This is a genomic window from Stenotrophomonas sp. TEPEL (assembly GCF_004348785.1).
In the GTDB taxonomy this organism is placed as follows: Bacteria; Pseudomonadota; Gammaproteobacteria; order Xanthomonadales; family Xanthomonadaceae; genus Stenotrophomonas; species Stenotrophomonas indicatrix.
This window is the reverse complement of record NZ_QQXJ01000001.1, coordinates 4,264,115-4,285,059: the sequence shown is the minus strand read 5'-3', so window position 1 is coordinate 4,285,059 and position 20,945 is coordinate 4,264,115. Positions and strand designations below refer to the sequence as shown.

The following is a 20,945-nucleotide window of genomic DNA, read 5'->3' as shown; positions in this document are numbered from 1 at the left end:
CGCCGGCTTTTGTCCCTTGATCGCAGGTAATCGATGTCCGCTTCCGCCCCGGTTTCCGCTCCGCCGCCGGTTCCACCGGCTACTGTCACGCCCCGCGCCTCCTCGCCGCTGGCGGGCTTCTTCATCGATCTGGGAATCGCCGCCGTCGCCCTGTTCGGGCTGAGCCTGGTGGGCGGTCTGGTCTGGGGACTCTATCGCGGCATTGTCGTGGGATACGCCAGCGCCAAATCCGGCGGTGGCACGCCTGACCCGGCAGCGGTCACCCAGCAGCTGGGCCAGCCCGGTGCGCTCGGGCAGATCCTGATGGCACTGGTTGCCACCGGTGGCGCAGCGCTGCTGGTGTACTTCTGGCGCCGACCGGCCAATGCTGCCGAACGCCAGCGGTCGCGCGACGCACTCCGTCGCCCCTCCACCTGGGGATGGACCCTGCTGGTGGCCAGCGCGATCGTGATCGGCAGCAACGGTATCGCCTTCCTGGCCAAGCAGATGGGTATCGAGCCGGTGCCGACCAATCTGGAACTCATGCAGAACGCCGTCAGCCGTTTCCCCTTGTTCCTGACGTTGTTTGCCGTGGTACTGGCCCCTGCCTACGAGGAACTGCTGTTCCGCCGGGTTCTGTTTGGCCGCCTGTGGCAGGCTGGCCGGCCCTGGCTGGGCATGATCCTGAGCAGCCTGGCCTTCGCGCTCATCCATGAAATACCGGGTACCAGCGCCAATGGCCCGGCCGAGATCGCCCAGCTCTGGCTGGTCTACGGCGGCATGGGCGCCGCGTTCTGCTGGCTGTACCGCCGCACCGGCACCTTGTGGGCAGCGATCGCCGCCCATGCGCTGAACAATGCCGTGGCGCTTGCGGCCCTGGTATTTTTCGGAGCGACGTAAGGTTCTGTCCGCTTGACGAAAGATTAAGCAGCCCCGTTACACACTGGGCTTCTGAACACGGGGGTGGGTCCATGAAACAACTGCTGCTGGCCATCATCATCACCACTCTGGTCAGCGCCTGCGCGACCACCACCTCACCCACCGGCCGTCGGCAGATGGTGGGCGGTGTGTCGCAGGCGCAGCTGGACCAGCTGGGGGCGCAGGCGTTCGCCGAAACCAAACAGAAAGAGAAGATCAGCAGCGATGGGCGCCAGAACGGCTACGTGCAATGCGTGGTCAACGCGCTCGTCGCACAGCTGCCGCCTCAGTACCGTGGCGTACGGTGGGAAACGGCGGTGTTCGTCGACAAGGAACCAAACGCTTTCGCCCTGCCCGGCGGCAAGGTCGGGGTCAACACCGGCATCTTCAGCGTTGCCAAGAACCAGGATCAGCTGGCAGCGGTGATCGGCCATGAAATCGGCCACGTGATCGCCCGCCACCACGAAGAACGCATCACCCGGCAGATGGGCGCGCAGACCGGATTGGCGGTGCTGGGCGCGCTGGCCGGCGCCTATGGCGGCGAAGGCGCAGCCAGTACGGTCAACCAGCTGGGCGGGATGGGGGCGCAGACCGCGTTCCTGTTGCCCGGCTCACGCACCCAGGAGAGTGAGGCTGACGTGATCGGTCAGCGGCTGATGGCCGAGGCCGGATTCAACCCCGCCCAGGCCGTCGATCTGTGGCAGAACATGATGGCCGCCAGTGGCGGTCGCAGCCCGCAATGGTTGTCGACCCATCCCGATCCAGCCAATCGGATCAGGGAGTTGCAGCGTGATGTGCCGGCGCTCGGCCCCGTCTACCAGCAGGCGCAGGCGGCCGGACGCCGGCCAAAGTGTGGCTGAGTGCGCAGATTCATGCTGTATTGCAGCACATAAAACGATTTCTCACGCCATCTGTTTCTGATACGTTTGGCGGCTCAGATTTTTCTGACAGTCCGACTTTGCCGCTACCGGCGGTTCGATCGAGGTGAACGATGATTTTCCGTAACCACAAAGCTGTGCTTTCCGTCCTCATCGCCACTGCCCTGACCGGCGCCGTGGTCACCGACGCGTTCGCGCAGTCCTCGCGTTCGTCCGAGCGTGGCAACCGTGGCGGCAAGCAGGCCAAGGCCGAAGTGCTGTTCCCGAACGCGACCCGCCAGGAACCGGCAGCGAAGTCGTCGGCCAAGCTGGGCAGCAAGCTGCAGAAGATGATTGACAGCTACAACAAGGAAAAGTTCCCGGAGACCCGCACGCTGGCCGACGAGATCCTGGCCACCGACGGCGCCAACGAGTACGACAAGTCCCTGGCCGCGCAGCTCGCCTCCCAGGCCGCCTACCAGACTGACGACACCGCAGCCGCCATCGCCTACCTCAAGCAGGTGCTGCAGTTCAACGGCCTGGACAACAACGGCCACTTCCAGTCGATGCTGATGCTGGGCCAGCTGCAGATCCAGGAAGACCAGACCGCTGAAGGCCTGGCGACCCTGGACAAGTACTTCGCCGAGAGCAAGTCGACCAAGCCGGAAGAGCTGATCATCAAGGGCCAGGCGCTGTACCAGCTGGAGCGCTACCAGGAAGCGATCCCGGTGCTGAAGCAGGCCATCGCCGGTGCTGCCGAGCCGAAGGACAACTGGAACCAGCTGCTGATGGCCGCGCTGGCTGAAGCCGGCCAGACCGGTGAGGCGGTGCAGGCCGCCGAAGCGCTGGCGGCCAAGAACCCGAACGACAAGAAAGCGCAGCTGAACCTGGCCAACATGTACATGCAGGCCGACCAGATGCCGAAGGCCGCCGCGGTGATGGACAAGCTGCGCAGCAGCGGCCAGCTCACCGAAGAGCGCGAGTACAAGCAGCTGTACTCGATCTATGCCAACACCGAGAACAAGGAAAAGGACGTCATCGCGGTCATCAACGAAGGGTTGCAGAAGGGCATCCTGAAGCCGGATTACCAGGTCTACCTGGCGCTGGCCCAGTCCTACTACTACTCCGACCAGGTGCCGCAGGCGATCGAAGCGTGGCAGAAGGCCGCCCCGCTCTCCAAGGACGGTGAGACCTACCTGAATCTGGCACGCGTTTTGCACAGTGAAGGTCGTGTCCCGGAGGCCAAGCAGGCCGCCCAGCAGGCGCTGGCGAAGGGCGTGAAGAACCAGGCGGATGCCAAGAAAATCATCAACCTGAAGTAAGTAGGAATAACGCCTGAACGCCTGCCCAGTTGATGCGCAAGCGCTCAGGATTGGTATAAGCTTGGAGGTTCCTGCGGTGTCATGCACCGCTGATCAGGGATCCCGCCCCCGGGATTCCGGCCCCACTATTGAGCTCTTGGCGCATGACGGAACAACTAGTCGTTCACCGGTACGAACAACCCGATGACAAGGGGCTGAGCTGGCCTCGCATCGTCGGTATCGCGTTTGTAATCGCCCTGCATCTGGCCGCCTTCATGATGCTCCTGATTCCTGCCGTGGCTCCCAAGGCCGTGGCGGAGAAGGAGCGCAACGTCATGGTGACCATCGTCGACGCACCGCCGCCGCCGCCACCGCCGCCGCCGCCGCCGCCGCAGGCGCCGGTCGTCGACGTGCCGGAACCGCGCCCGAACGATATCGTCACCCCGCCGTCGCCGCCGTCGCCGCCGGCACCGCCGACCTCGATCGAGGCCAGCGTGGACATCTCGTCGAAGGCCATGAATCCGCCGCGCTATCCGCCGGCCGCCTTCCGCGCTGGTATCCAGGGCGAAGTGATCCTGATCATTGATGTCGATGCCAGCGGCAACGTCACCAATGTCACGGTGGAAAAGTCCAGCCGTAACCGCGATCTGGACCGTGCTGCGATGGAAGCTGCCCGCAAGTGGCGTTTCAACGCCGCCGAAGCTGGCGGTAAGAAGGCTGCTGGCCGCGTCCGCGTCCCGGTCAACTTTGCGCTGAACTGATGCGCCCGGGTGGCCGCCTGGCCACCCTCGCCTCCAGTTCGATTGTCTAGCTTAGCTACACCCTTTATCACCACACACAACAAAGGTAAGCGTCATGCTGCAGGAAATTTTCATCGCCGCTGCTGCCGGGGGCAATCCGTCCAACGCCCTGTCGCAGATGGGCTTCGAGCATCTGATCCACGAAATGACCACCAAGCCGGGTGATTTCGCGGTTTCCTGGGTCGTGCTGCTGACCCTGGTCGTCATGTCCGCCATGTCCTGGTACTGGACCGTCATCAACATCTTCCGTGCTACCCGCCTGAAGAGCGCCGCTGATCGCGTCGTCAGCCTGTTCTGGGATACCCCGAACGCGCAGGACGCCATCCGTGCAATGGAAGAGCAGCCGGCTTCGGAGCCGTTCTCGAAGATCGCACTGGACGCTGCACAGGCTGCTGCGCACCACCAGCGTGCTGAAGGCGGCGCTGTTGGCGGCGTGGGTGAGAACCTGAGCCGTTCGGAGTTCGTCGACCGCGCTCTGCGCCAGGCCGTGACCCGCGAAAGCAACAAGCTGCAGTCGGGCATGACCCTGCTGGCCACCGTCGGTGCAACCGCTCCGTTCGTCGGTCTGCTGGGTACCGTGTGGGGCATCTACGGCGCGCTGATCAAGATCGGTGCCACCGGCTCCGCTTCGATCGACGCCGTTGCCGGCCCGGTGGGTGAAGCACTGATCATGACCGCCATCGGTCTGTTCGTCGCGATCCCGGCCGTGTTCGCCTTCAACTTCTTCAGCAAGATCAACAGCGCGACCATCAGCAAGTTCGATACCTTCGCGCACGACCTGCACGACTTCTTCGCCACCGGTTCGCGCGTCCGCTGATTGCGACGCGCTGTACCCGCGAGAACGTAGTCACCAAGATCTAGACGGAGCCCGTTATGGCTTTCAGTAGTGGTAACAGCGGCGGCCCCATGGCCGACATCAACGTTACGCCCCTCGTGGACGTGATGCTGGTGCTGCTGATCATCTTCATCATCACGGCGCCGCTGATGTCCCACAAGGTCAAGGTGGATCTGCCGGAGGCCAATCTGGTCCAGAAGCCGGACGACACCAACGACCGCAAGGGTCCCATCACCCTGGCAGTCAAGGAAGACGGTTCGATCTACTGGAACGACGAAGAGATCGACAAGCAGACCCTCGAGTCGCGCTTGGCGACCGCCGCCCAGCAGACCCCGCAGCCGCCGTTGAACCTGCGTGGTGACCGCACCACCAAGATGCGTGTCATCAACGAGATGACCAAGGTCGCGCAGGAACAGGGCATGCTGGACGTCGGCTTCGTGGCGACCAAAGAGAAGGGGCAATAAGCCATGGCATTCAGTAGTGGTGGTGGCAAGGGCCCCATGGCAGACATCAACGTCACGCCCCTCGTGGACGTGATGCTGGTGCTGCTGATCATCTTCATCGTGACCGCGCCGATCATGACGTACCCGATCGCCGTGGACCTGCCGCAGCGCGTGCTCAACCCACCGCCGCAGCTGGTCGAACCGCCGCCGCCGATCGAGTTGAAGATCGACGCCAGCAACCAGGTCTCGTGGAACAACAGCCCGATCGGTACGCATGAACTGCAGCAGCGGATGGAGCAGGAGGTCCAGCGTGACCCGACCAACCAGCCGGAACTGCGGATCGATGCCAGCCCGGATTCGGAGTACGACGTGATGGCCAAGGTTCTGGCCGCCGCGAAGAATGCTCAGATGAAGAAGATCGGTTTCGTGCAGCAGTAAATCGCTACACCGCAATACATCAGTCATGACGCGACTGCAGGCGCCCCTGGAAACAGGGGCGTCTTTTTTTGTGCGTGCGGGCGTCTGCCCGGCAACGCCGTCGGCAATGAATGCCTCTGGCCGGTGCCTGTCCCCGCTATGATCGGCGGATGCTCGCCCTCTTCGATTCCGTGCGCCATTGGCTTGATGGCATCGCCCACCTGGGAACGATCCTGGCGGTGGCCTATCTGCTGTATCTGCTGGCGTTGACGGCCTGGATCATGCTGCAGAAGCGCGAGCCGGTGGCCACGCTGAGCTGGATCCTGTCGCTGGCGCTGCTGCCCTACCTCGGCCTCTTCATCTATTACCTGCTGGGCCCACAGAAGGTGAAGCGGCAACGGCTGCGGCGCGGTCGCGCGCGCTCGGGCATGGAGCACTACAGCGATGTCTGCCCGCCCGATGCCGACTGCACCGAACTGGCCAAGATCGCGCAGGCGACCACCGGGCTGGCGCCAAGCACGGCCACCGAAGTGACCTGGCTGGTCGACGGCGCGGCTACCTACACCGCGCTGCTGGAAGCGGTGGCACAGGCGCAGGACCATGTGCATCTGGAGTACTACATCTTCAATCCGGACCACGCCGGGACCGCGTTGCGGGATGCGTTGGTGGAACGGGTCAGCGCCGGTGTGCAGGTGCGGCTGCTGCTGGATGCGGTAGGTTCCTCCGCCGTCCACCGACGTTTTCTGCAGCCCTTGCTGGATGCGGGAGCGGAGGTGATCTGGTTCCACCCGCGGCAGCTGCTGAAGCCGTTCAAGCGACCGTGGTTGAACCTGCGTACGCACCGCAAGCTGGTGATCGTCGATGGCCGGCTGGCGTTCACCGGCGGCATCAACATCACCGACGACGAAGACGAAAGCCGCAACCCGGATGCTTACCGCGATCTGCACATGCGCCTGCGTGGGCACGTGGTGCGCAGCCTGCAGCTGGTGTTCGCCGAGGACTGGTTGTACGCCAGTGGCCAGGACCACTCGCGGTTCGATATCGCCCGGCTGTGGCCCAGCGACATGCCCCTGCGCGGGGACGGCGCGATCAACGCGCAGGTGCTGGTGTCCGGCCCGGATTCGGGATGGGAGACCATCCATCGCCTGCACGTGGCCGCCATCCAGGAAGCACGTGAGCGGGTCTGGCTGGTCACCCCCTACTTCGTACCCGGCGAAGCGGCGCGGATGGCACTGACCTCGGCCGCACTCGGTGGCCTGGACGTGCGCCTGCTGGTGCCGAAGATGAGCGACTCCTGGTTCGTGACCCAGGCCGCGCGCTCCTATTTCGACGAGCTGCTGCACGCGGGGGTGAAGATCTACGAGTACGGCCCGCGCATGCTGCATACCAAGGCGTTCATCGCCGACGACGATGTCTGCATCGTCGGCAGCGCCAACTTCGATCACCGCAGCTTCCGCCTGAATTTCGAGCTGTCGATGATGATCAGCGATCGTGGCCGGGTGGCGGAACTGTCTACGTTGCTGCAGTCCGAATTCGAGCGTGCCACCCGCGTGCACGACCAGGCAGGACGCTCGCTGTGGCTGCACCGGCTGCCCGAAGCCTTCGCGCGATTGGCCTCGCCGCTGCTGTGAGGCAGCGCTACACTGCGGCGGTGGCCCGGGGAGACTGACAATGTACTGGCTGTACCTGCTGCTGGCGCTGGGCTGCTTCGCCTTTGCGCTGAAAACACCGAACATGGGCCTGATGTCGCTGGCCCTGCTGGGTACCCTCGCCTTCCTGCTGGCATGGGTGCGCGGGAGATACGCCGCACGCTTCGGCGACCTTCAGCGTGATCCGGCGACACTGGTGGACAGCGATGAACTCAGGCGTCTGCGCGAGCAGGCCAAGGTTGCTCCGGCCGACGGCAGCGACCCTCCCTCTTACTCCCCGTAGTCCCGTTCCATGACCCAGCTCAGCGTCAACGTCAACAAGATCGCCGTCCTGCGCAACTCGCGTGGCGGTGCCGAACCGGACGTGGTGCGTGCCGCCCAGGCCTGCCTGGATGCCGGCGCGCATGGCATTACCGTGCACCCGCGGCCCGACCGCCGCCACATCACCGCCGAGGATGTGCTGGCGCTGTCGGCGCTGACCCGTGCCCGTGGGGTGGAATTCAACATCGAAGGCAACCCGTTCGCGCCGCCGCGTGAGGGCTACCCCGGGTTGCTGCCGCTGTGCGCGCAGACGCGCCCGGCGCAGGCCACGCTGGTTCCCGATGGCGATGGCCAGATCACCTCCGATCACGGCTTCGACTTCGAACGCGACGCGCAGCGACTGCGCCCGCTGGTGGCGGAGCTGAAAGCGATGGGATGCCGGGTGAGCCTGTTCGTGGATGCCGGCAACGCGCTGCTGGAGCAGGCTGCCGATGTCGGCGCCGACCGCGTCGAGCTGTACACCGGCCCGTATGCCGAGGCCCATGCCGCCGGCGACGCCCGCGCCATGCTGGAACTGTTCGCCACTGCCGCGCGCCGTGCACAGGCCGTCGGCCTCGGTGTGAATGCGGGACACGACCTGTCGCAGGACAACCTGCGCGACTTCCTGGCCGCCGTGCCGGAGGTGCTGGAGGTGTCGATCGGCCACGCGCTGATCGGCGAGGCGCTGTACGACGGCCTGGATGCCACGGTGAAGGGCTACCTGGCACTGCTGTAGCAGTGCGTCGGACTTCTCCGCTGGGTTGAAGCCCGAAGACGTGCGGAAGATCCCCGTGTTCCGGCCTGGCAAGCGCCCCTGTAGCCGATCTTCCCATCGCAGCTGCTGAGACACCCGTGGCCCATGCTGGCCTGCCGCGGCGATGGCGCGCGCCCGGTACCAAGCCAGACGACCCTGTGGACAAGTCTGGGGTCAACGTGTCGCCCCATGTGCCTGCGCGCCTACAGCTACATGAATCCTGGCCGCTTGCTCCACCTGTGGTTAGCAATAATACTAATATCCCGCAACGGCCGGAGGGCAACATGCAGCACCCCCCTCGCAACGCCCAGGCCGCCATCAAGGGCCGGGGTTCCACGTCCCATCTTGCGGGGCGTTTTGAAAGTACCGTCAGCGAAGCGGTGGACGACGGCTGGGCAGTGGACGACAGCGAGGAGTTCCTCGCCCCGCGCCTGCGCACCGAAGTACGCGCGGAGACTGCTCGCAGCATCATCAGCCGCAACACCTCTCCGGACGTCGGCTTCAGCCAATCGGTGAATCCGTATCGCGGCTGCGAGCATGGCTGCTCCTACTGCTTCGCCCGCCCCTCGCATGCCTATCTGAACCTGTCGCCTGGCCTGGACTTCGAGACCAAGCTGTTTGCCAAGACCAACGCGCCACAGCTGCTGCGCAAGGAACTGTCGAAGCCGGGCTACGTGCCGCAGCCGATCGCGCTGGGCATCAACACCGACGCGTACCAGCCGATCGAGCGCAAGTTCAAGCTGACCCGCCAGCTGATCGAAGTGATGCTGGAGACGAAGCATCCGTTCTCGCTGATCACCAAGAATGCGCTGGTCGAGCGCGACATCGATCTGCTCGCACCACTGGCGACGGAGAATCTGGTCAGCGTGCATTTCTCGGTGACATCGCTGAATCCGCATCTGTCGGCGAAGCTCGAGCCGCGGGCCTCGGCTCCACATGCACGGCTGCGCGCGATGAAGCGCCTGTACGAGGCGGGCATTCCGGTGGGCGTGATGGTGGCGCCGGTGATTCCGTGGATCAACGACAGCGAACTGGAAGCCGTGCTGGAGGCTGCGCACGATGCCGGCGCCAGCACTGCAGGCTACGTGCTGCTGCGCCTGCCGCTGGAAGTGGCGCCGCTGTTCCGCGATTGGCTCGATACTCATCATCCCGATCGCGCCGCGCATGTGATGAGCACCATCCAGCAGCTGCGCGGCGGCAAGGATTACGACAGTCAGTTCGGCACGCGCATGCGCGGCCAGGGTGTTTACGCAGAGCTGCTAAGCAATCGCTTCAAGCTGGCGCGCAAACGCCTGGGCTTCAACGCGCAGAACAGCCACTGGCCGAAGCTGGATTGCAGCCGGTTCCTACGCCCGCTGCCGCCGCGCGAGGATTCGCTGCAGGGGTCGTTGTTCTAGGAAGTTACGGGGCGTATGGAGATGACACCGCGCTGGGGCCAGTTGCGACGCGTGGAGAACCGTTACACTCGGCGAAAACCTATTGTTAACGGTTCACGCGTTGTCTGTACGGAGCCAAGGGGGGAATCGTCTCTGACTGGACGACCATTCGCGGTGCATTCAAAGGCCTGAGGAACGTCATGCGAGGTAAAGCGACTCTGCAAGGAGCTTATGACGCCGCAAAAGCCGGGAAAGAGATGCTAGATGGCCAATCGTCCAGCGCCGACCCATGCGATTGCAATTGAGATAATGATGAAGATTCTACTTTGGGCGCCTGTAGTCGTATTTTCTTTGCTGTCATTGAGAGCAATGGTTTTTGTCGTCTATCAAGGGCTAAATGGCGCTCCCTTTGAAGAAGAGGAAATCATTGTCGCGGGAATCGGATTGGTCTGCGGCTGGATCGCCTGGGTTATGTACAAGACCCTGATCAGACCATGGAGGAAGCCGAAACCCTAGTATTGAGCCAAAGGTCGTGAGCTACCCAGTCGCCGGATGAACTTTGCGCGCAGCCCGTTGCACTGGGCGCTCCTGAGTATGTGATCCAAAAGGCCCGGCAGGTGGTGAGGAAGGCATACGACCATGCCTACCGGCTCAGTGTCCTCACTGTCGCACGCGCATGAAATCGCCACGGGCGTCAACGAGAATGGCGGTGGACCTGCATCTCTTTTTGACTGTGGCGGGAACTAGATAAATGACGATCATCTACTGGGTAGGCATCGCGTTCTTGTGGATGCTTCCATTGAATTTTCTTCTATTAACGGCCGGTAAGCTGATGTCCGGTAGCCCCCTTGGAGCAGAACAACTTGTTGGCTTCGGTATGGCCGTGTTCGGTGCAGCCGCAGGTGGGATGCTTTATTGCCGTCGACCTCGCAAGCGTTGTCAACCAGACGAGAGCCCCTAGTCAAATCTTCTGCACAAAACAAGAATCGCTAAATTTGAGTCCAATTTCCAGGGCGGGTCAGCTCACCCTCCCCCAAACAATCTCTGCGCGCTCTGGAACAGGATCCAGCTGGTGGCGATGAACTTGTCGCCGCCCTGCGGCCGGTTGCCGCGATGGGTATGGGTGAACGCAGTCGGCGCAATCAACAGGCTGCCGGTGCGCGGTGCGATCTTGCGGCCCTGGAACAGGAACTCGGTTTCGCCTTCGTCGAAGTCGTCGTTGAGGTACAGCGTCCACAGCACATGCCGGTGCAGGGTCTCGGCCTGCGCGTCCTTCGGGTACAGCTCGCAGTGCCAGTACGGGTAGCCGCCCTCGCCCGCCGCATACCACTGCAGGTTGATCGCGCCCGGGCGCAGGCAGGTGCGCGCCAGATCCGCCAGCTGCTCCGGCGCCATGTCGGGGAAATCCTCGGCCGACAGGCGTCGCGGTTGGCCGTTGCTGTCCTGGATCTGCAACATCAACGGCGCGATCAATGCCTGTGGATAACGGCGTAGATAAGTCTGCAGACCCGCAAATACCGCCTGTTGCAGCTGCTGGTCCACATCCTGCCAGCCATCCACGCCGCTGATCCGCAGATCCTTGCTGTGCTTGAGTTCCGGGAACACACCGCTGCCCACTGCGCCTGGTTTCAGGCTCTGGCTTGCACGCATGCGCGCGACGATCGCAGCGCACACGTCGCTGGGGACGGCGTTGTGGATGACCTCGATGAAATCGACAGGACCCGGCTCGTGCATGCGTGCATTCCTTCGACGGCGAGGGCTTGATGGTGCCGTTTGCCGCTGCTGCTGTCACCCTGCGGTCATGTCATCAATCTGCCATGACCGCTGTAGGGATGGCCGCTGTCAGACGCTCTTCGCGTCATGCTCCTGGTGATAACGCACCGCTTCGGCGACTTCCTCGCGCGAACCGAGGAACACCGGCACGCGCTGGTGCAGCTGGTCGGGTTGCACATCGATGATGCGCTCGCGACCGGTCCAGGCAGCGCCGCCCGCCTGCTCCACCAGCAGGCCCATCGGGTTGGCTTCGTACATCAAGCGCAGCTTGCCGGCCTTGCCCGGTTCCTTCTTGTCCCACGGGTAGATGAAGATGCCGCCGCGGGTCAGGATGCGATGCACGTCGGCGACCATGCTGGCGATCCAGCGCATGTTGAAGTTCTTGCCGCGCGGGCCTTCCTTGCCGGCCAGCAGATCTTCCACGTAGGCCTGCATCGGCGCTTCCCAGTGGCGCTGGTTGGACATGTTGATGGCGAACTCCTGGGTGGCCGCCGGGATCTGCATGTTCTCGGTGGTCAGCACGAACTCGCCGGTTTCGCGGTCGAGGGTGAAGGCGTGGGTACCGTGGCCGACGGTCAGCACCAGCTGCGTGCTGGGCCCGTAGATGCAGTAGCCGGCGGCGATCTGCTTGCTGCCCGGCTGCAGGAAGGCGTCATCGCCGGGCAGTTCGACGTTGGTCGGGCAACGCAGCACTGAGAAGATGGTGCCGACGGACACGTTGACGTCGATGTTGGAGCTGCCATCAAGGGGATCGAACAGCAGCAGGAAATCGCCGCGCGGGTAGATGTCCGGCACCGGCTGGCTGTGGTCCATCTCCTCCGATGCGCAGGCGGCGAGGTGGCCGCCCCAGGCGTTGGCTTCCAGCAGGATCTCGTTGCTGATGACATCCAGCTTCTTCTGCGCTTCGCCCTGCACGTTGCCGGTACCGGCCTCGCCGAGCACGCCACCGAGGGCGCCCTTGCTGACGGCGATGGAGATGCTGGTGCAGGCGCGGGCGACGACCGCGATCAGCTGGCGCAGGTCGGCGTTGATGCGGCCGGCGTGCTGCTGCTGGATCAGGAAGCGGGTCAACGAGGTACGGGACATGGGCGGGCAGGTCTCGGCAACGGGAAAACGCCTATTGTCGCTGGTCTGACTTGCGCGTGGGTGAGCGAGGGTAGGCGTAATCGTTTCCAGAGGCGTTGCGCTCGTGGCGCCTTCCTTCTGTCGAGGCTCGTGGGAGGGGGAGGCGATGCGGGACACGCTGCAAGTACGTCCCTGTAAGCTCGATGGCGCCTTGCTCGTGTGCGCTGTCCTGCGCACACGGCAAGACCGGGGTTGGGCATCCTGCCCAACCCGCCCGAGGCATGCCTCGCGCCCTTGGCGCCAACGGTCCTGCATCGCTCCCCCTCCCACGCGCTTCAGGGTGCGCCGCGAGCGCGGAGGGTGTGGCAAAGGCAAAGCAGGTGCAAAAACAAAGGCGCATTGCGGCGCCTTTGTTTTCAAACCACTGGAGTGGTGCTTCAGCCCTTGGCGACGGTGGCCACGGCCTTGGCGACGTATTCCAGGTTGTTCTGGTTCAGCGCGGCCACGCAGATGCGGCCGGTGCCGACGGCGTAGATGCCGAACTCGTCGCGCAGGCGCTCGACCTGTTCGCGGCTCAGGCCGGAGTACGAGAACATGCCCGCCTGTTCGTTGATGAAGCCGAACTGCGGGGCGCCGGCGGCGGCCAGCTTCTCGACCAGGCCCTGGCGCAGGGCGTGGATGCGCTCGCGCATCTCGGTCAGCTCCTGCTCCCACATCGCGCGCAGCTCGGGATTGGTCAGCACGCCAGCCACCAGCGCGGCACCGTGGGTGGACGGGCTGGAGTAGATCGTGCGGATCACGCGCTTGACCTGCGACTGCACGGCCTTGGCGTCAGCGGCGGTCGGCGCGACCATCGACAGCGCACCCACGCGCTCGCCATACAGCGAGAACGACTTGGAGTACGAGTTGGCGACGATGAAGCTGTCGATGCCGGCCTCGGCGATGATGCGCACCGCGGCGCCGTCCTGCTCGATGCCCTTGTCGAAGCCCTGGTAGGCCATGTCGATGAAGGGGAACAGCTGGCGGTCCTTCAGCAGCTGTGCGACCTGCTTCCACTGGCTGACGGTGAGGTCGGCGCCGGTGGGGTTGTGGCAGCAGGCGTGCAGCAGCACCACGGTGCCCGCTTCCAGCTTGCCCAGGTCGGCCAACAGGCCGTCGAAGTTGACGCCATGGGTGGTCGGGTCGAAGTAGGTGTAATCGACCACCTCGAAACCAGCGGCGCTGAACACGGCGCGGTGGTTTTCCCAGCTCGGGTTGCTGAGTGCGACGGTGGCGTGCGGCAGCAGCTTCTTCAGCACGTCGGCGCCGACGCGCAGCGCACCGCTGCCACCGACAGTCTGGGCGGTGGTGACGCGGCCGGCGGCCAGCAACGGCGAGTCCTTGCCGAACACCAGCTCACGGGTGGCCTGGGTGTACGCCGGCAGGCCATCGATCGGCAGGTAGCCGCGCGGTTTGGCTTCGTTGGCGAGCTGCTGCTCGATCTGCTTGACGGCGCGCAGCAGCGGAATGCGGCCGCTCTCGTCGTAGTAGATGCCCACACCCAGGTTGACCTTGGTCGGGCGGCTGTCGGCGTTGTACGCCTCGGTCAGGCCCAGGATCGGGTCGCCTGGGACCAGTTCCACGTTTGCAAAGAAGGACACGGCGGTACTCGTTCGGTAGACGGAAAGGGGGAGGAATTGCGCCACGCGGCTTGCGGCCTGTCGGCCGAAACCGACCCATCGTAACAAAGCCTGCCGGGGCTGGCCGCCGCCATCGTCATCCGCCTGCCCGTACCATGGCGTGCGTTGCCGCCCGATCCATCAACCTGAATCATGAATCCCGCCGCACGACGTCGTTTCCTGCCGCTGTCCGCCCTGCTGCTGTCGCCTTTGGCGGTGGCGGCCGAGCTATTGCCGACCGCCCTGCCGGCTGTGCAGGTGCAGGCCGCGCGGGTGCCCGGCGTTGACCCCTTCGCCCTGCCCGCCAGCCTGGATACGGTGTGGATCGACGCCGACCGTACCGGCCCGGGCACGCAGCTGTCCGAGGCGCTGGGCGGGGTGCCGGGCCTGCTGGCCCGGGACCGGCAGAACTTCGCGCAGGACACCCAGCTGTCGATCCGTGGCTTCGGCGCCCGTTCGACCTTTGGCGTGCGCGGGGTGCGGGTGCTGATCGATGGGGTGCCAGCGACCATGCCCGATGGCCAGGGCCAGCTGTCGCACGCCAGCCTGCTCGGTGCCGAGCGCATCGAGGTGCTGCGCGGGCCGTTCTCGGCGCTGTACGGCAATTCGTCCGGCGGCGTGCTGCAGGTGTGGAGCGCGCAGGGCCAGGCCGGTGACCCGTGGCGGCTGCGGGTGAATGCCGGTGCCGACAACACGCTCAGCGTCGGCGCGCAGCTGCGCGGGGCGGGTCCTGGCGTCGACTACAACGTGGCCGCCAACCATTTCAGCACCGATGGCTGGCGTGACCACAGCCGCGCGCGGCGTGAATCGCTCAACGCGCGCCTTGGCACCGAGCTCGCTGGCGGCCGCCTGGAGCTGCTGCTCAATGCGCTGCACGCGCCCAACGCGCAGGACCCGCTGGGCCTGACCCGCGCGCAGGTGGCGGCCGATCCACGCCAAGCCACGGCGGTGGCTGAGCAGTACAACACCCGCAAATCGGTGCGCCAGCAGCAGGCAGGCCTGCGCTGGACCCGTGAAGCCGGCGCGCAGCGCTGGCAGCTGATGGGCTATGCAGGGCAGCGCGCGGTGACCCAGTACCTGCCGATTCCGCCGGGACCGCAGGCCAACCCATTGCATGCCGGTGGCGTGATCGACCTGGATAGCGGTTACGGCGGGCTGGACGCGCGCTGGGGCTGGAACGGCGATCTGTTGGGGCGCCCGCTGGACCTGGTGGTGGGCGTGAATGCCGATCGCCAGCGCCAGCACCGCACCGGCTACGAGAACTTCGTCGGCAACACCGTGGGGGTACGCGGCCGTCTGCGTCGCGACCAGATCGACATCGTGCAGAACGTGGACCCGTTCGCCCAGGCGTGGTGGCAATGGAGCCCGCGCTGGTCGCTGCTGGCCGGGGTGCGGCACAGCACGGTGCGCTTCGAATCGGATGATCGCTACATCGTCGGGCGCAACCCGGACGACAGTGGTCGCCGTCGTTACCAGGCCACCACGCCAGTGGCGGGTGTCAGTTTCGAGGCAAGCCCGCAGTGGCGCCTGCACGCGGCGATCGGGCGTGGCTTTGAAACCCCGACGTTCAACGAGCTGGGTTACCGCGCCGACGGCCAGGCCGGGCTGGCGCTGGATCTTGCGGCCGCCCGCAGCCGCAGCCTGGAAGTGGGCAGCAAGTGGCACGCGGAGAATGGAAGACAGCTCGATGTGAGCCTGTTCCGTGCAGATACCGACGATGAGCTGGCCGTTGCCAGCAACACCAATGGCCGCAGCACGTACCGCAACATCGGCAGTACCCGCCGCCAAGGCGTGGAACTGCAATACCGGCAACCCTTGGCCGAGCAGCTGGAGCTGCAGCTGGCCTGGACCTGGCTGCAGGCGCAGGTGCGTTCGCCCTATCTGGCCTGTGCGGCCAGCAACTGCGCAGTGCCCGACACCGTGGTTGCCGCTGGCAGCCGCCTGCCCGGCGTGCCCCGGCAGCAGGCGTATGCCCGCCTGCAGTGGTCGCCGGGGCAGTGGCAGTGGGCGCTGGAAGCCGCCGCCAGCAGCGATGTGGTGGTGAACGACATCGCCACCGAGCGCGCAGCGGGATACGCGCTGCTGAACCTGGAAGCCGGCCACAGCTGGACGCTGCAGGCCGGTGACCTGCGCGCATTCGCGCGGATCGACAACGTGCTGGACCAGCGCTACATCGGTTCGGTGATCGTCAATGACGGTAACGGCCGGTTCTTCGAACCGGGGCCGGACCGCCGCGCCAGCGTTGGCCTGCAGTGGTCATGGCGTTAGGCGGGCCCCGGTAACGCCGGGCCATGCCCGGCGAGCGCGCAGCGCGGACGTGACCGATCCGCCGGGCATGGCCCGGCGCTACCGCTCAGTCGGGGGCCTTGGCCGGTACGAACGGCGAGGTTGGATCGCTGGCCGGGAAGGTCTCTTCCAGCGCCTCGTCCTGGTTGTCGCTGGCGCGCTGCTTGCGCTCGCGCCGCTTCAGCGGGCTTTCCTGGCCTCCGCGATTGCGGTCACCGCAGTCCTTGCGGTCCTGGGCGGCCTGTTCAGGCCGGCGCACGACAGGCAGTGCGCCCTCGTCCGGCACCGACATGCCCGCGCCACGGTTCTCGGCGTCGGCCAGATCGTGTTTGCCGCGCTGCTCGCCCGGCTCGGGGGTGTGGTTCTCACGCAGGGGGTCACGGGTGGTGGTCATGGGGCGTTCCTCCGGTAGGCCTCCACTAGAGCGCGGACGAAGTAAAGCCACTGCGAACCTGGCGTCATGAACATCTTTGTCACGACTGGATAACGGCGGCGCGCGTATTCCTGCCCACCCGCCCTGCTGCAGGAGCCGGCCATGCCCCGTCTTGAACGCCCCGCCCCGTCCGTGTTCAACGCCCTGCTGGATCCGCTTGGCCAGCGCAGCGCGCAGCGCCGGACGCGCCGCCTGGAGGATCCGCAGGCGGTGGCGCAGGACTATCTGCAGTACATGCTGAGCGACTACGAGGAACGCCGCGGGCAGGGGCATCGCAACTGGCGCGATCTGTGCCCGGTCTACGCCTTCGCGCTGACCACCCATGCCGCTGACTGGCCGCGTGGCGGTGAGGCCGACACCAGTGGCGAACTGGCCGAGCACTGGGACCAGATGCGCGGACAGTCGCGCCTGAACTGGGCGCAGGCGCAGCCGGTAGTGGAAGATGCCTGGCGCGCGCTGGACCATATCCCCGCGGCTGCGGTGAGGCCGCTGCTGCAGTAGTGCCGACGCTGGCAGGCATCGCCGGGATTCAAGCAGCTGCCGCCAGTGGCCGGCACTACCCGCACGGTCTGCACGTGGCCGACACGGTTGTTTCACGGTAGCCGGCTGAAGCTGGCTACCCCTGCTGAAACACAGGTGCGCATCATGGCCCGCCCGATCTGGACCGGTACGCTTTCGTTCGGCCTGCTCAACGTACCGGTCTCGCTGATGTCCGGCGAGCGCAAGGTCGACCTGCACTTCCGCATGCTCGATTCGCGCGATCGCAAACCGATCCGCTTCGAACGGGTCAACGCCGACACCGGCGAGGAAGTGCCGTGGAAGGACATCGTCAAGGCCTACGAGTACGACAAGGGCAGCTACGTCGTGCTGGAGGAAGACGATATCCGTTCGGCGGCGCCGGAAAGCCATGAAACGGTGGAGGTGGAAACCTTTGTCGACGCCAGCCAGATCGACCCGCGTTACTACGAGAAGCCCTATCTGCTGGTGCCGGGTAAAAAGGCCGAGAAGGGCTACGTGCTGCTGCGGGAAACGCTGCGCAGCACTGGCAAGGTGGGTATCGCCCGGGTGGTGGTGCGCACGCGCGAATACCTGTGCGCGGTGATGCCCAACGATGACGCGCTGGTGCTGATGATCCTGCGCTATCCGCAGGAACTGGTCGAGCCTGACGACTACAAGCTGCCCAGTGGAAAGCTTGCCGATTACCGCATCACCAGCAAGGAAACGGCGATGGCCGAGCAGTTGATCGAGTCGATGGCCGGTGACTGGGATCCTTCGCAGTATCACGATGAGTTCCGCGAACGCCTGCAGCAGGTGCTGAACAAGCGCATCAAGTCCAAGGGCGGCACCACCCAGGTGGAGGACGAGCCGGCACCGCGCGAGGATGCGACCACCAACGTGGTGGACTTCATGGCGCTGCTGCAGAAGAGCCTGGATGCCAACAAGCGCACGCCGGCGAAGAAGGCGGCCGCGCGCAAGGCGCCAGCGAAGAAGGCAGCGGCGAAGAAGGCACCGGCAAAAAAGGCCGCCAAGAAGGCGGCAAAGAAAGCCCCTGCGCGACGCAAGGCAGGTTGATCCATGTCGTTGCATCAGTACCGCCGCAAGCGCCGGCTGGGCGGCGGCAGTGGACAGACCCCGGAGCCGGACGATGCACCGGCACGGGGCAAACCGAAGCGGCGGCCGATCTTCGTGGTCCAACTGCACCACGCCAGCAGCCGCCACTACGATTTCCGCCTGGAAATGGATGGCGTGCTGAAAAGCTGGGCGGTGCCGAAGGGGCCGTCGCTGCGGGTGGGTGAGAAGCGCCTGGCGGTGGAAGTGGAAGACCATCCCCTGTCCTACGCCGGCTTTGAAGGTGATATTCCGCAAGGCCACTACGGCGCCGGCCACGTCGATGTATTCGATCACGGCAGCTGGGCCTGCGAAGGTGATCCGCTGCAGGCACTGGCTGCGGGCAAGATCGACTTCGTGCTGCACGGGCAGCGCCTGGCCGGTGGCTGGAAACTGGTACGCACGGCGATGAAGGGCCGCCAGGTGCAGTGGCTGCTGATCAAGCGCGATGACGCGCAGGCACGGGATGCGGAGGCGGACGATCTGCTGCACACGCCAGCGCGAACCTCCGCGAAGAAGTCCCGTGTTTCAGCGAAGAAAGCGGCGCCAGCGTCACCTCCCGCGCCGCGTTCCGCGCAAACCCGCAAGGCCGATGCACGCTGGCATGCGCGCGCGCTGCAGCTGGACGGGGCGCGCGACAGAAGCTACCCGCATCAGTTCAAGCCGCAGCTCACCGATCACCGCGAGACCGCGCCCGATGGCGAGCGTTGGCTGCATGAGATCAAGTGGGATGGTTACCGGTTGCTGGCCGATGTGCACGAAGGTGAGGTGACGCTGCGCTCGCGCAATGGCCTGGACTGGACGGCCGATTTTCCCGACGTGGTGCAGGCGGTGCAGGCGTTGCCGGTGCGCGATGCACGTCTTGACGGGGAACTGGTGGTGCTGGACAACAAGGGCCGCAGCGACTTCGCCGCGCTGCAGCGGGTGATCGACGGCAGCTCGAAGCAACCGCTGCGCTACATCGTGTTCGACCTGCCGGGCGTGGCCGGGGTCGATGTCAGCCGCGCGCCGCTGCTGCAACGCAAGGCACTGCTGAAGGAACTGATCGGCGACAAACCGGGCACGCTGGCCTTCAGCGAGCACGTCATCGACCATGGCCCTGCCGTGTTCGAGGCCAGCGGCAAGGAGGGTTTCGAAGGCATCGTCAGCAAGCAGGCCGATGCGCCTTACGTGAACACCCGCGCACGCAGCTGGGTGAAAGTGAAGCATGAGGACACCGATGAATTCCTTATCATCGGCCACACCGCACCCAAAGGCTCGCGGGTGGGATTCGGTTCGCTGCTGCTGGCCACGCCGGACAAGGGCGGCCTGCGCTATGTCGGCCGCGTCGGTACCGGCTTCGACGATGAGGGGCTGCGCGCGCTGGCGGCCACGCTCGCGCCGCTGGCGGTGAAGGAGGCGGTGCTGGAGCTGCCGGCGCACGTGCCGTTCCGTGCGGCGAGCGTGCGCTGGGTCAAGCCGGTGACAGTGGCCGAGGTCGCGTTCCGCGGCTGGGGCAAGGAAGGGTTGCTGCGCCAGGCCAGCTTCAAGCGGCTGCGCAGTGACAAGAAGAAGGAGGACCTGGCGATGAGTGCAACACCGGCCGATGACGGCGACGACGTTGCCATCACCCATCCCGAGCGCATGGTGTTTGCGAAGAAGAAACTCAGCAAGGGTGATGTCGCCGACTACTACCGGCAGATGGCACGCTGGATCCTGCCGGAAATCAGTGGGCGACCGCTGTCGCTGCTGCGCTGTCCCGACGGCGTCGGCAAGGCCTGCTTCTTCCAGAAGCACCATGGCCAGGGCCTGGGTGATGCGGTGCATGCGGTGCCGCTGCAGCAGAAGAGCGGGCGCGAGGACTACGTCTATATCGATGACGAACGCGGCCTGCTGCAGCTGGTGCAGATGAACACCCTGGAACTGCATCCGTGGGGCGCGACGGTGGCCGATCCCGAACATCCCGACCGGCTGGTGTTCGATCTTGATCCGGGTGAGGGCGTGAGCTGGGCCGACGTGAAGCGCGGCGCGCGCGATGTGCGCGATCGACTGCAGCAAACCGGGCTGCAGAGCTTCGTGCGGCTGTCGGGCGGCAAGGGCGTGCATGTGGTGGTACCCCTGCAACCCGCAGCCGACTGGGACGACGCGAAAGCGTTCTGCGAAGCGTTCGCACAGGCGATGGCCGAACAGGCGCCGGACCGCTACGTGGCGACGATGAGCAAGGCCAAGCGCAGCGGGGTGATCTTCATCGACTGGCTGCGTAATACACGAGGAGCGACCAGCGTGTGCTCGTGGTCGCTGCGTGCGCGGGAGAGCGCGGGAGTCGCGGTGCCGTTGCGCTGGGAGCAACTGGCGCGGGTGAGCGCGGCCGATGCGTTTCCGATGGCCAAGGCGTTGGCACGGGCAAAGCGTTTGAAGGCGGATCCGTGGCAGGGCATCGAGGCGCTGAAGCAGACGCTGCCGACGCTGCAGCGGTAGTGCCAGCCGCCGGCCGGCAACTGCAGGTTTGCTGGG

General features: G+C 65.4%; 20 protein-coding genes. 16 read left to right on the top strand and 4 right to left on the bottom strand.

The genetic code is table 11. From position 1 onward, the window contains the following. The first annotated feature begins 33 nt into the window (after positions 1 to 33). The 12 genes from TEP_RS19575 to TEP_RS19520 all read left to right on the top strand — a co-directional run bounded on the left by TEP_RS19575 (position 34) and on the right by TEP_RS19520 (position 10,145). Entirely contained in the window at positions 34 to 879 is an 846-nt protein-coding gene (locus TEP_RS19575; protein WP_132826396.1) for a CPBP family intramembrane glutamic endopeptidase, read from the top strand. A 71-nt stretch (positions 880 to 950) separates the two neighbouring features. Beyond that, on the top strand, positions 951 to 1,757 hold the full coding sequence (locus TEP_RS19570) for a M48 family metallopeptidase (protein ID WP_132826395.1): 807 nt from the start codon (positions 951 to 953) through the stop codon (positions 1,755 to 1,757). A 131-nt stretch (positions 1,758 to 1,888) separates the two neighbouring features. Then, positions 1,889 to 3,076, top strand: coding sequence for a tetratricopeptide repeat protein (locus tag TEP_RS19565; RefSeq protein WP_132826394.1), 1,188 nt, complete (start codon positions 1,889 to 1,891; stop codon positions 3,074 to 3,076). A gap of 143 nt (positions 3,077 to 3,219) precedes the next feature. Beyond that, entirely contained in the window at positions 3,220 to 3,816 is a 597-nt protein-coding gene (locus TEP_RS19560; protein WP_132826393.1) for an energy transducer TonB, read from the top strand. Positions 3,817 to 3,910: 94 nt separating this feature from the next. Beyond that, a complete protein-coding gene (gene exbB, locus TEP_RS19555; protein WP_025875552.1) occupies positions 3,911 to 4,672 on the top strand; it encodes a TonB-system energizer ExbB in 762 nt (253 codons plus the stop codon). A 56-nt stretch (positions 4,673 to 4,728) separates the two neighbouring features. Next, a complete protein-coding gene (locus TEP_RS19550; RefSeq protein ID WP_025875550.1) occupies positions 4,729 to 5,154 on the top strand; it encodes a biopolymer transporter ExbD in 426 nt (141 codons plus the stop codon). Between the two features lie 3 nt (positions 5,155 to 5,157). Further along, a complete protein-coding gene (locus TEP_RS19545; protein ID WP_025875547.1) occupies positions 5,158 to 5,571 on the top strand; it encodes a biopolymer transporter ExbD in 414 nt (137 codons plus the stop codon). A gap of 149 nt (positions 5,572 to 5,720) precedes the next feature. Then, positions 5,721 to 7,181, top strand: coding sequence for a cardiolipin synthase (cls, locus tag TEP_RS19540; protein WP_132826392.1), 1,461 nt, complete (start codon positions 5,721 to 5,723; stop codon positions 7,179 to 7,181). Positions 7,182 to 7,221: 40 nt separating this feature from the next. Continuing rightward, positions 7,222 to 7,482, top strand: a complete 261-nt coding sequence (locus tag TEP_RS19535) for a hypothetical protein (protein ID WP_099844507.1) — start codon at positions 7,222 to 7,224, stop codon at positions 7,480 to 7,482. A gap of 9 nt (positions 7,483 to 7,491) precedes the next feature. Next, positions 7,492 to 8,235, top strand: coding sequence for a pyridoxine 5'-phosphate synthase (locus tag TEP_RS19530; protein WP_132826391.1), 744 nt, complete (start codon positions 7,492 to 7,494; stop codon positions 8,233 to 8,235). A 302-nt stretch (positions 8,236 to 8,537) separates the two neighbouring features. Continuing rightward, positions 8,538 to 9,650, top strand: coding sequence for a PA0069 family radical SAM protein (locus tag TEP_RS19525; RefSeq protein WP_132826390.1), 1,113 nt, complete (start codon positions 8,538 to 8,540; stop codon positions 9,648 to 9,650). Positions 9,651 to 9,893: 243 nt separating this feature from the next. Beyond that, the gene (locus tag TEP_RS19520) at positions 9,894 to 10,145 is read left to right on the top strand and encodes a hypothetical protein (protein ID WP_132826389.1); all 252 of its coding nucleotides are present in this window, start codon (positions 9,894 to 9,896) and stop codon (positions 10,143 to 10,145) included. A 507-nt stretch (positions 10,146 to 10,652) separates the two neighbouring features. Here the strand turns inward: TEP_RS19520 and TEP_RS19510 are convergent. The 3 genes from TEP_RS19510 to TEP_RS19500 form a co-directional block, all read right to left on the bottom strand. Then, a complete protein-coding gene (locus TEP_RS19510; RefSeq protein ID WP_132826388.1) occupies positions 10,653 to 11,363 on the bottom strand; it encodes a 2OG-Fe(II) oxygenase in 711 nt (236 codons plus the stop codon). Positions 11,364 to 11,471: 108 nt separating this feature from the next. Further along, positions 11,472 to 12,488, bottom strand: a complete 1,017-nt coding sequence (locus tag TEP_RS19505) for a class 1 fructose-bisphosphatase (RefSeq protein WP_093820351.1) — start codon at positions 12,486 to 12,488, stop codon at positions 11,472 to 11,474. A gap of 416 nt (positions 12,489 to 12,904) precedes the next feature. Next, positions 12,905 to 14,107: an amino acid aminotransferase gene (locus TEP_RS19500; RefSeq protein ID WP_025875527.1), complete on the bottom strand. Its 1,203-nt coding sequence runs from the start codon at positions 14,105 to 14,107 to the stop codon at positions 12,905 to 12,907. Positions 14,108 to 14,278: 171 nt separating this feature from the next. Between TEP_RS19500 and TEP_RS19495 the strand changes: the two genes are divergently transcribed. After that, positions 14,279 to 16,393 (top strand): TonB-dependent receptor, encoded by a 2,115-nt coding sequence (locus tag TEP_RS19495; protein ID WP_132826387.1) that lies wholly within the window; start codon positions 14,279 to 14,281, stop codon positions 16,391 to 16,393. An 85-nt stretch (positions 16,394 to 16,478) separates the two neighbouring features. On the opposite strand, the gene TEP_RS19490 is transcribed toward TEP_RS19495, so the two are convergent. Then, complete coding sequence (locus TEP_RS19490; RefSeq protein ID WP_132826386.1) at positions 16,479 to 16,805, bottom strand: hypothetical protein; 327 nt, start codon at positions 16,803 to 16,805, stop codon at positions 16,479 to 16,481. Positions 16,806 to 16,946: 141 nt separating this feature from the next. Between TEP_RS19490 and TEP_RS19485 the strand changes: the two genes are divergently transcribed. The 3 genes from TEP_RS19485 (at position 16,947) to ligD (ending at position 20,909) form a co-directional block, all read left to right on the top strand. After that, positions 16,947 to 17,345 carry a hypothetical protein gene (locus tag TEP_RS19485; protein ID WP_132826385.1) on the top strand — a complete coding sequence of 133 codons (399 nt, stop codon included), beginning with the start codon at positions 16,947 to 16,949 and terminating at the stop codon, positions 17,343 to 17,345. A 144-nt stretch (positions 17,346 to 17,489) separates the two neighbouring features. Beyond that, positions 17,490 to 18,416 carry a Ku protein gene (locus TEP_RS19480; protein WP_132826384.1) on the top strand — a complete coding sequence of 309 codons (927 nt, stop codon included), beginning with the start codon at positions 17,490 to 17,492 and terminating at the stop codon, positions 18,414 to 18,416. A gap of 3 nt (positions 18,417 to 18,419) precedes the next feature. Next, a complete protein-coding gene (ligD, locus tag TEP_RS19475) occupies positions 18,420 to 20,909 on the top strand; it encodes a DNA ligase D (protein WP_132826383.1) in 2,490 nt (829 codons plus the stop codon). The last annotated feature ends 36 nt before the right edge of the window (positions 20,910 to 20,945 follow it).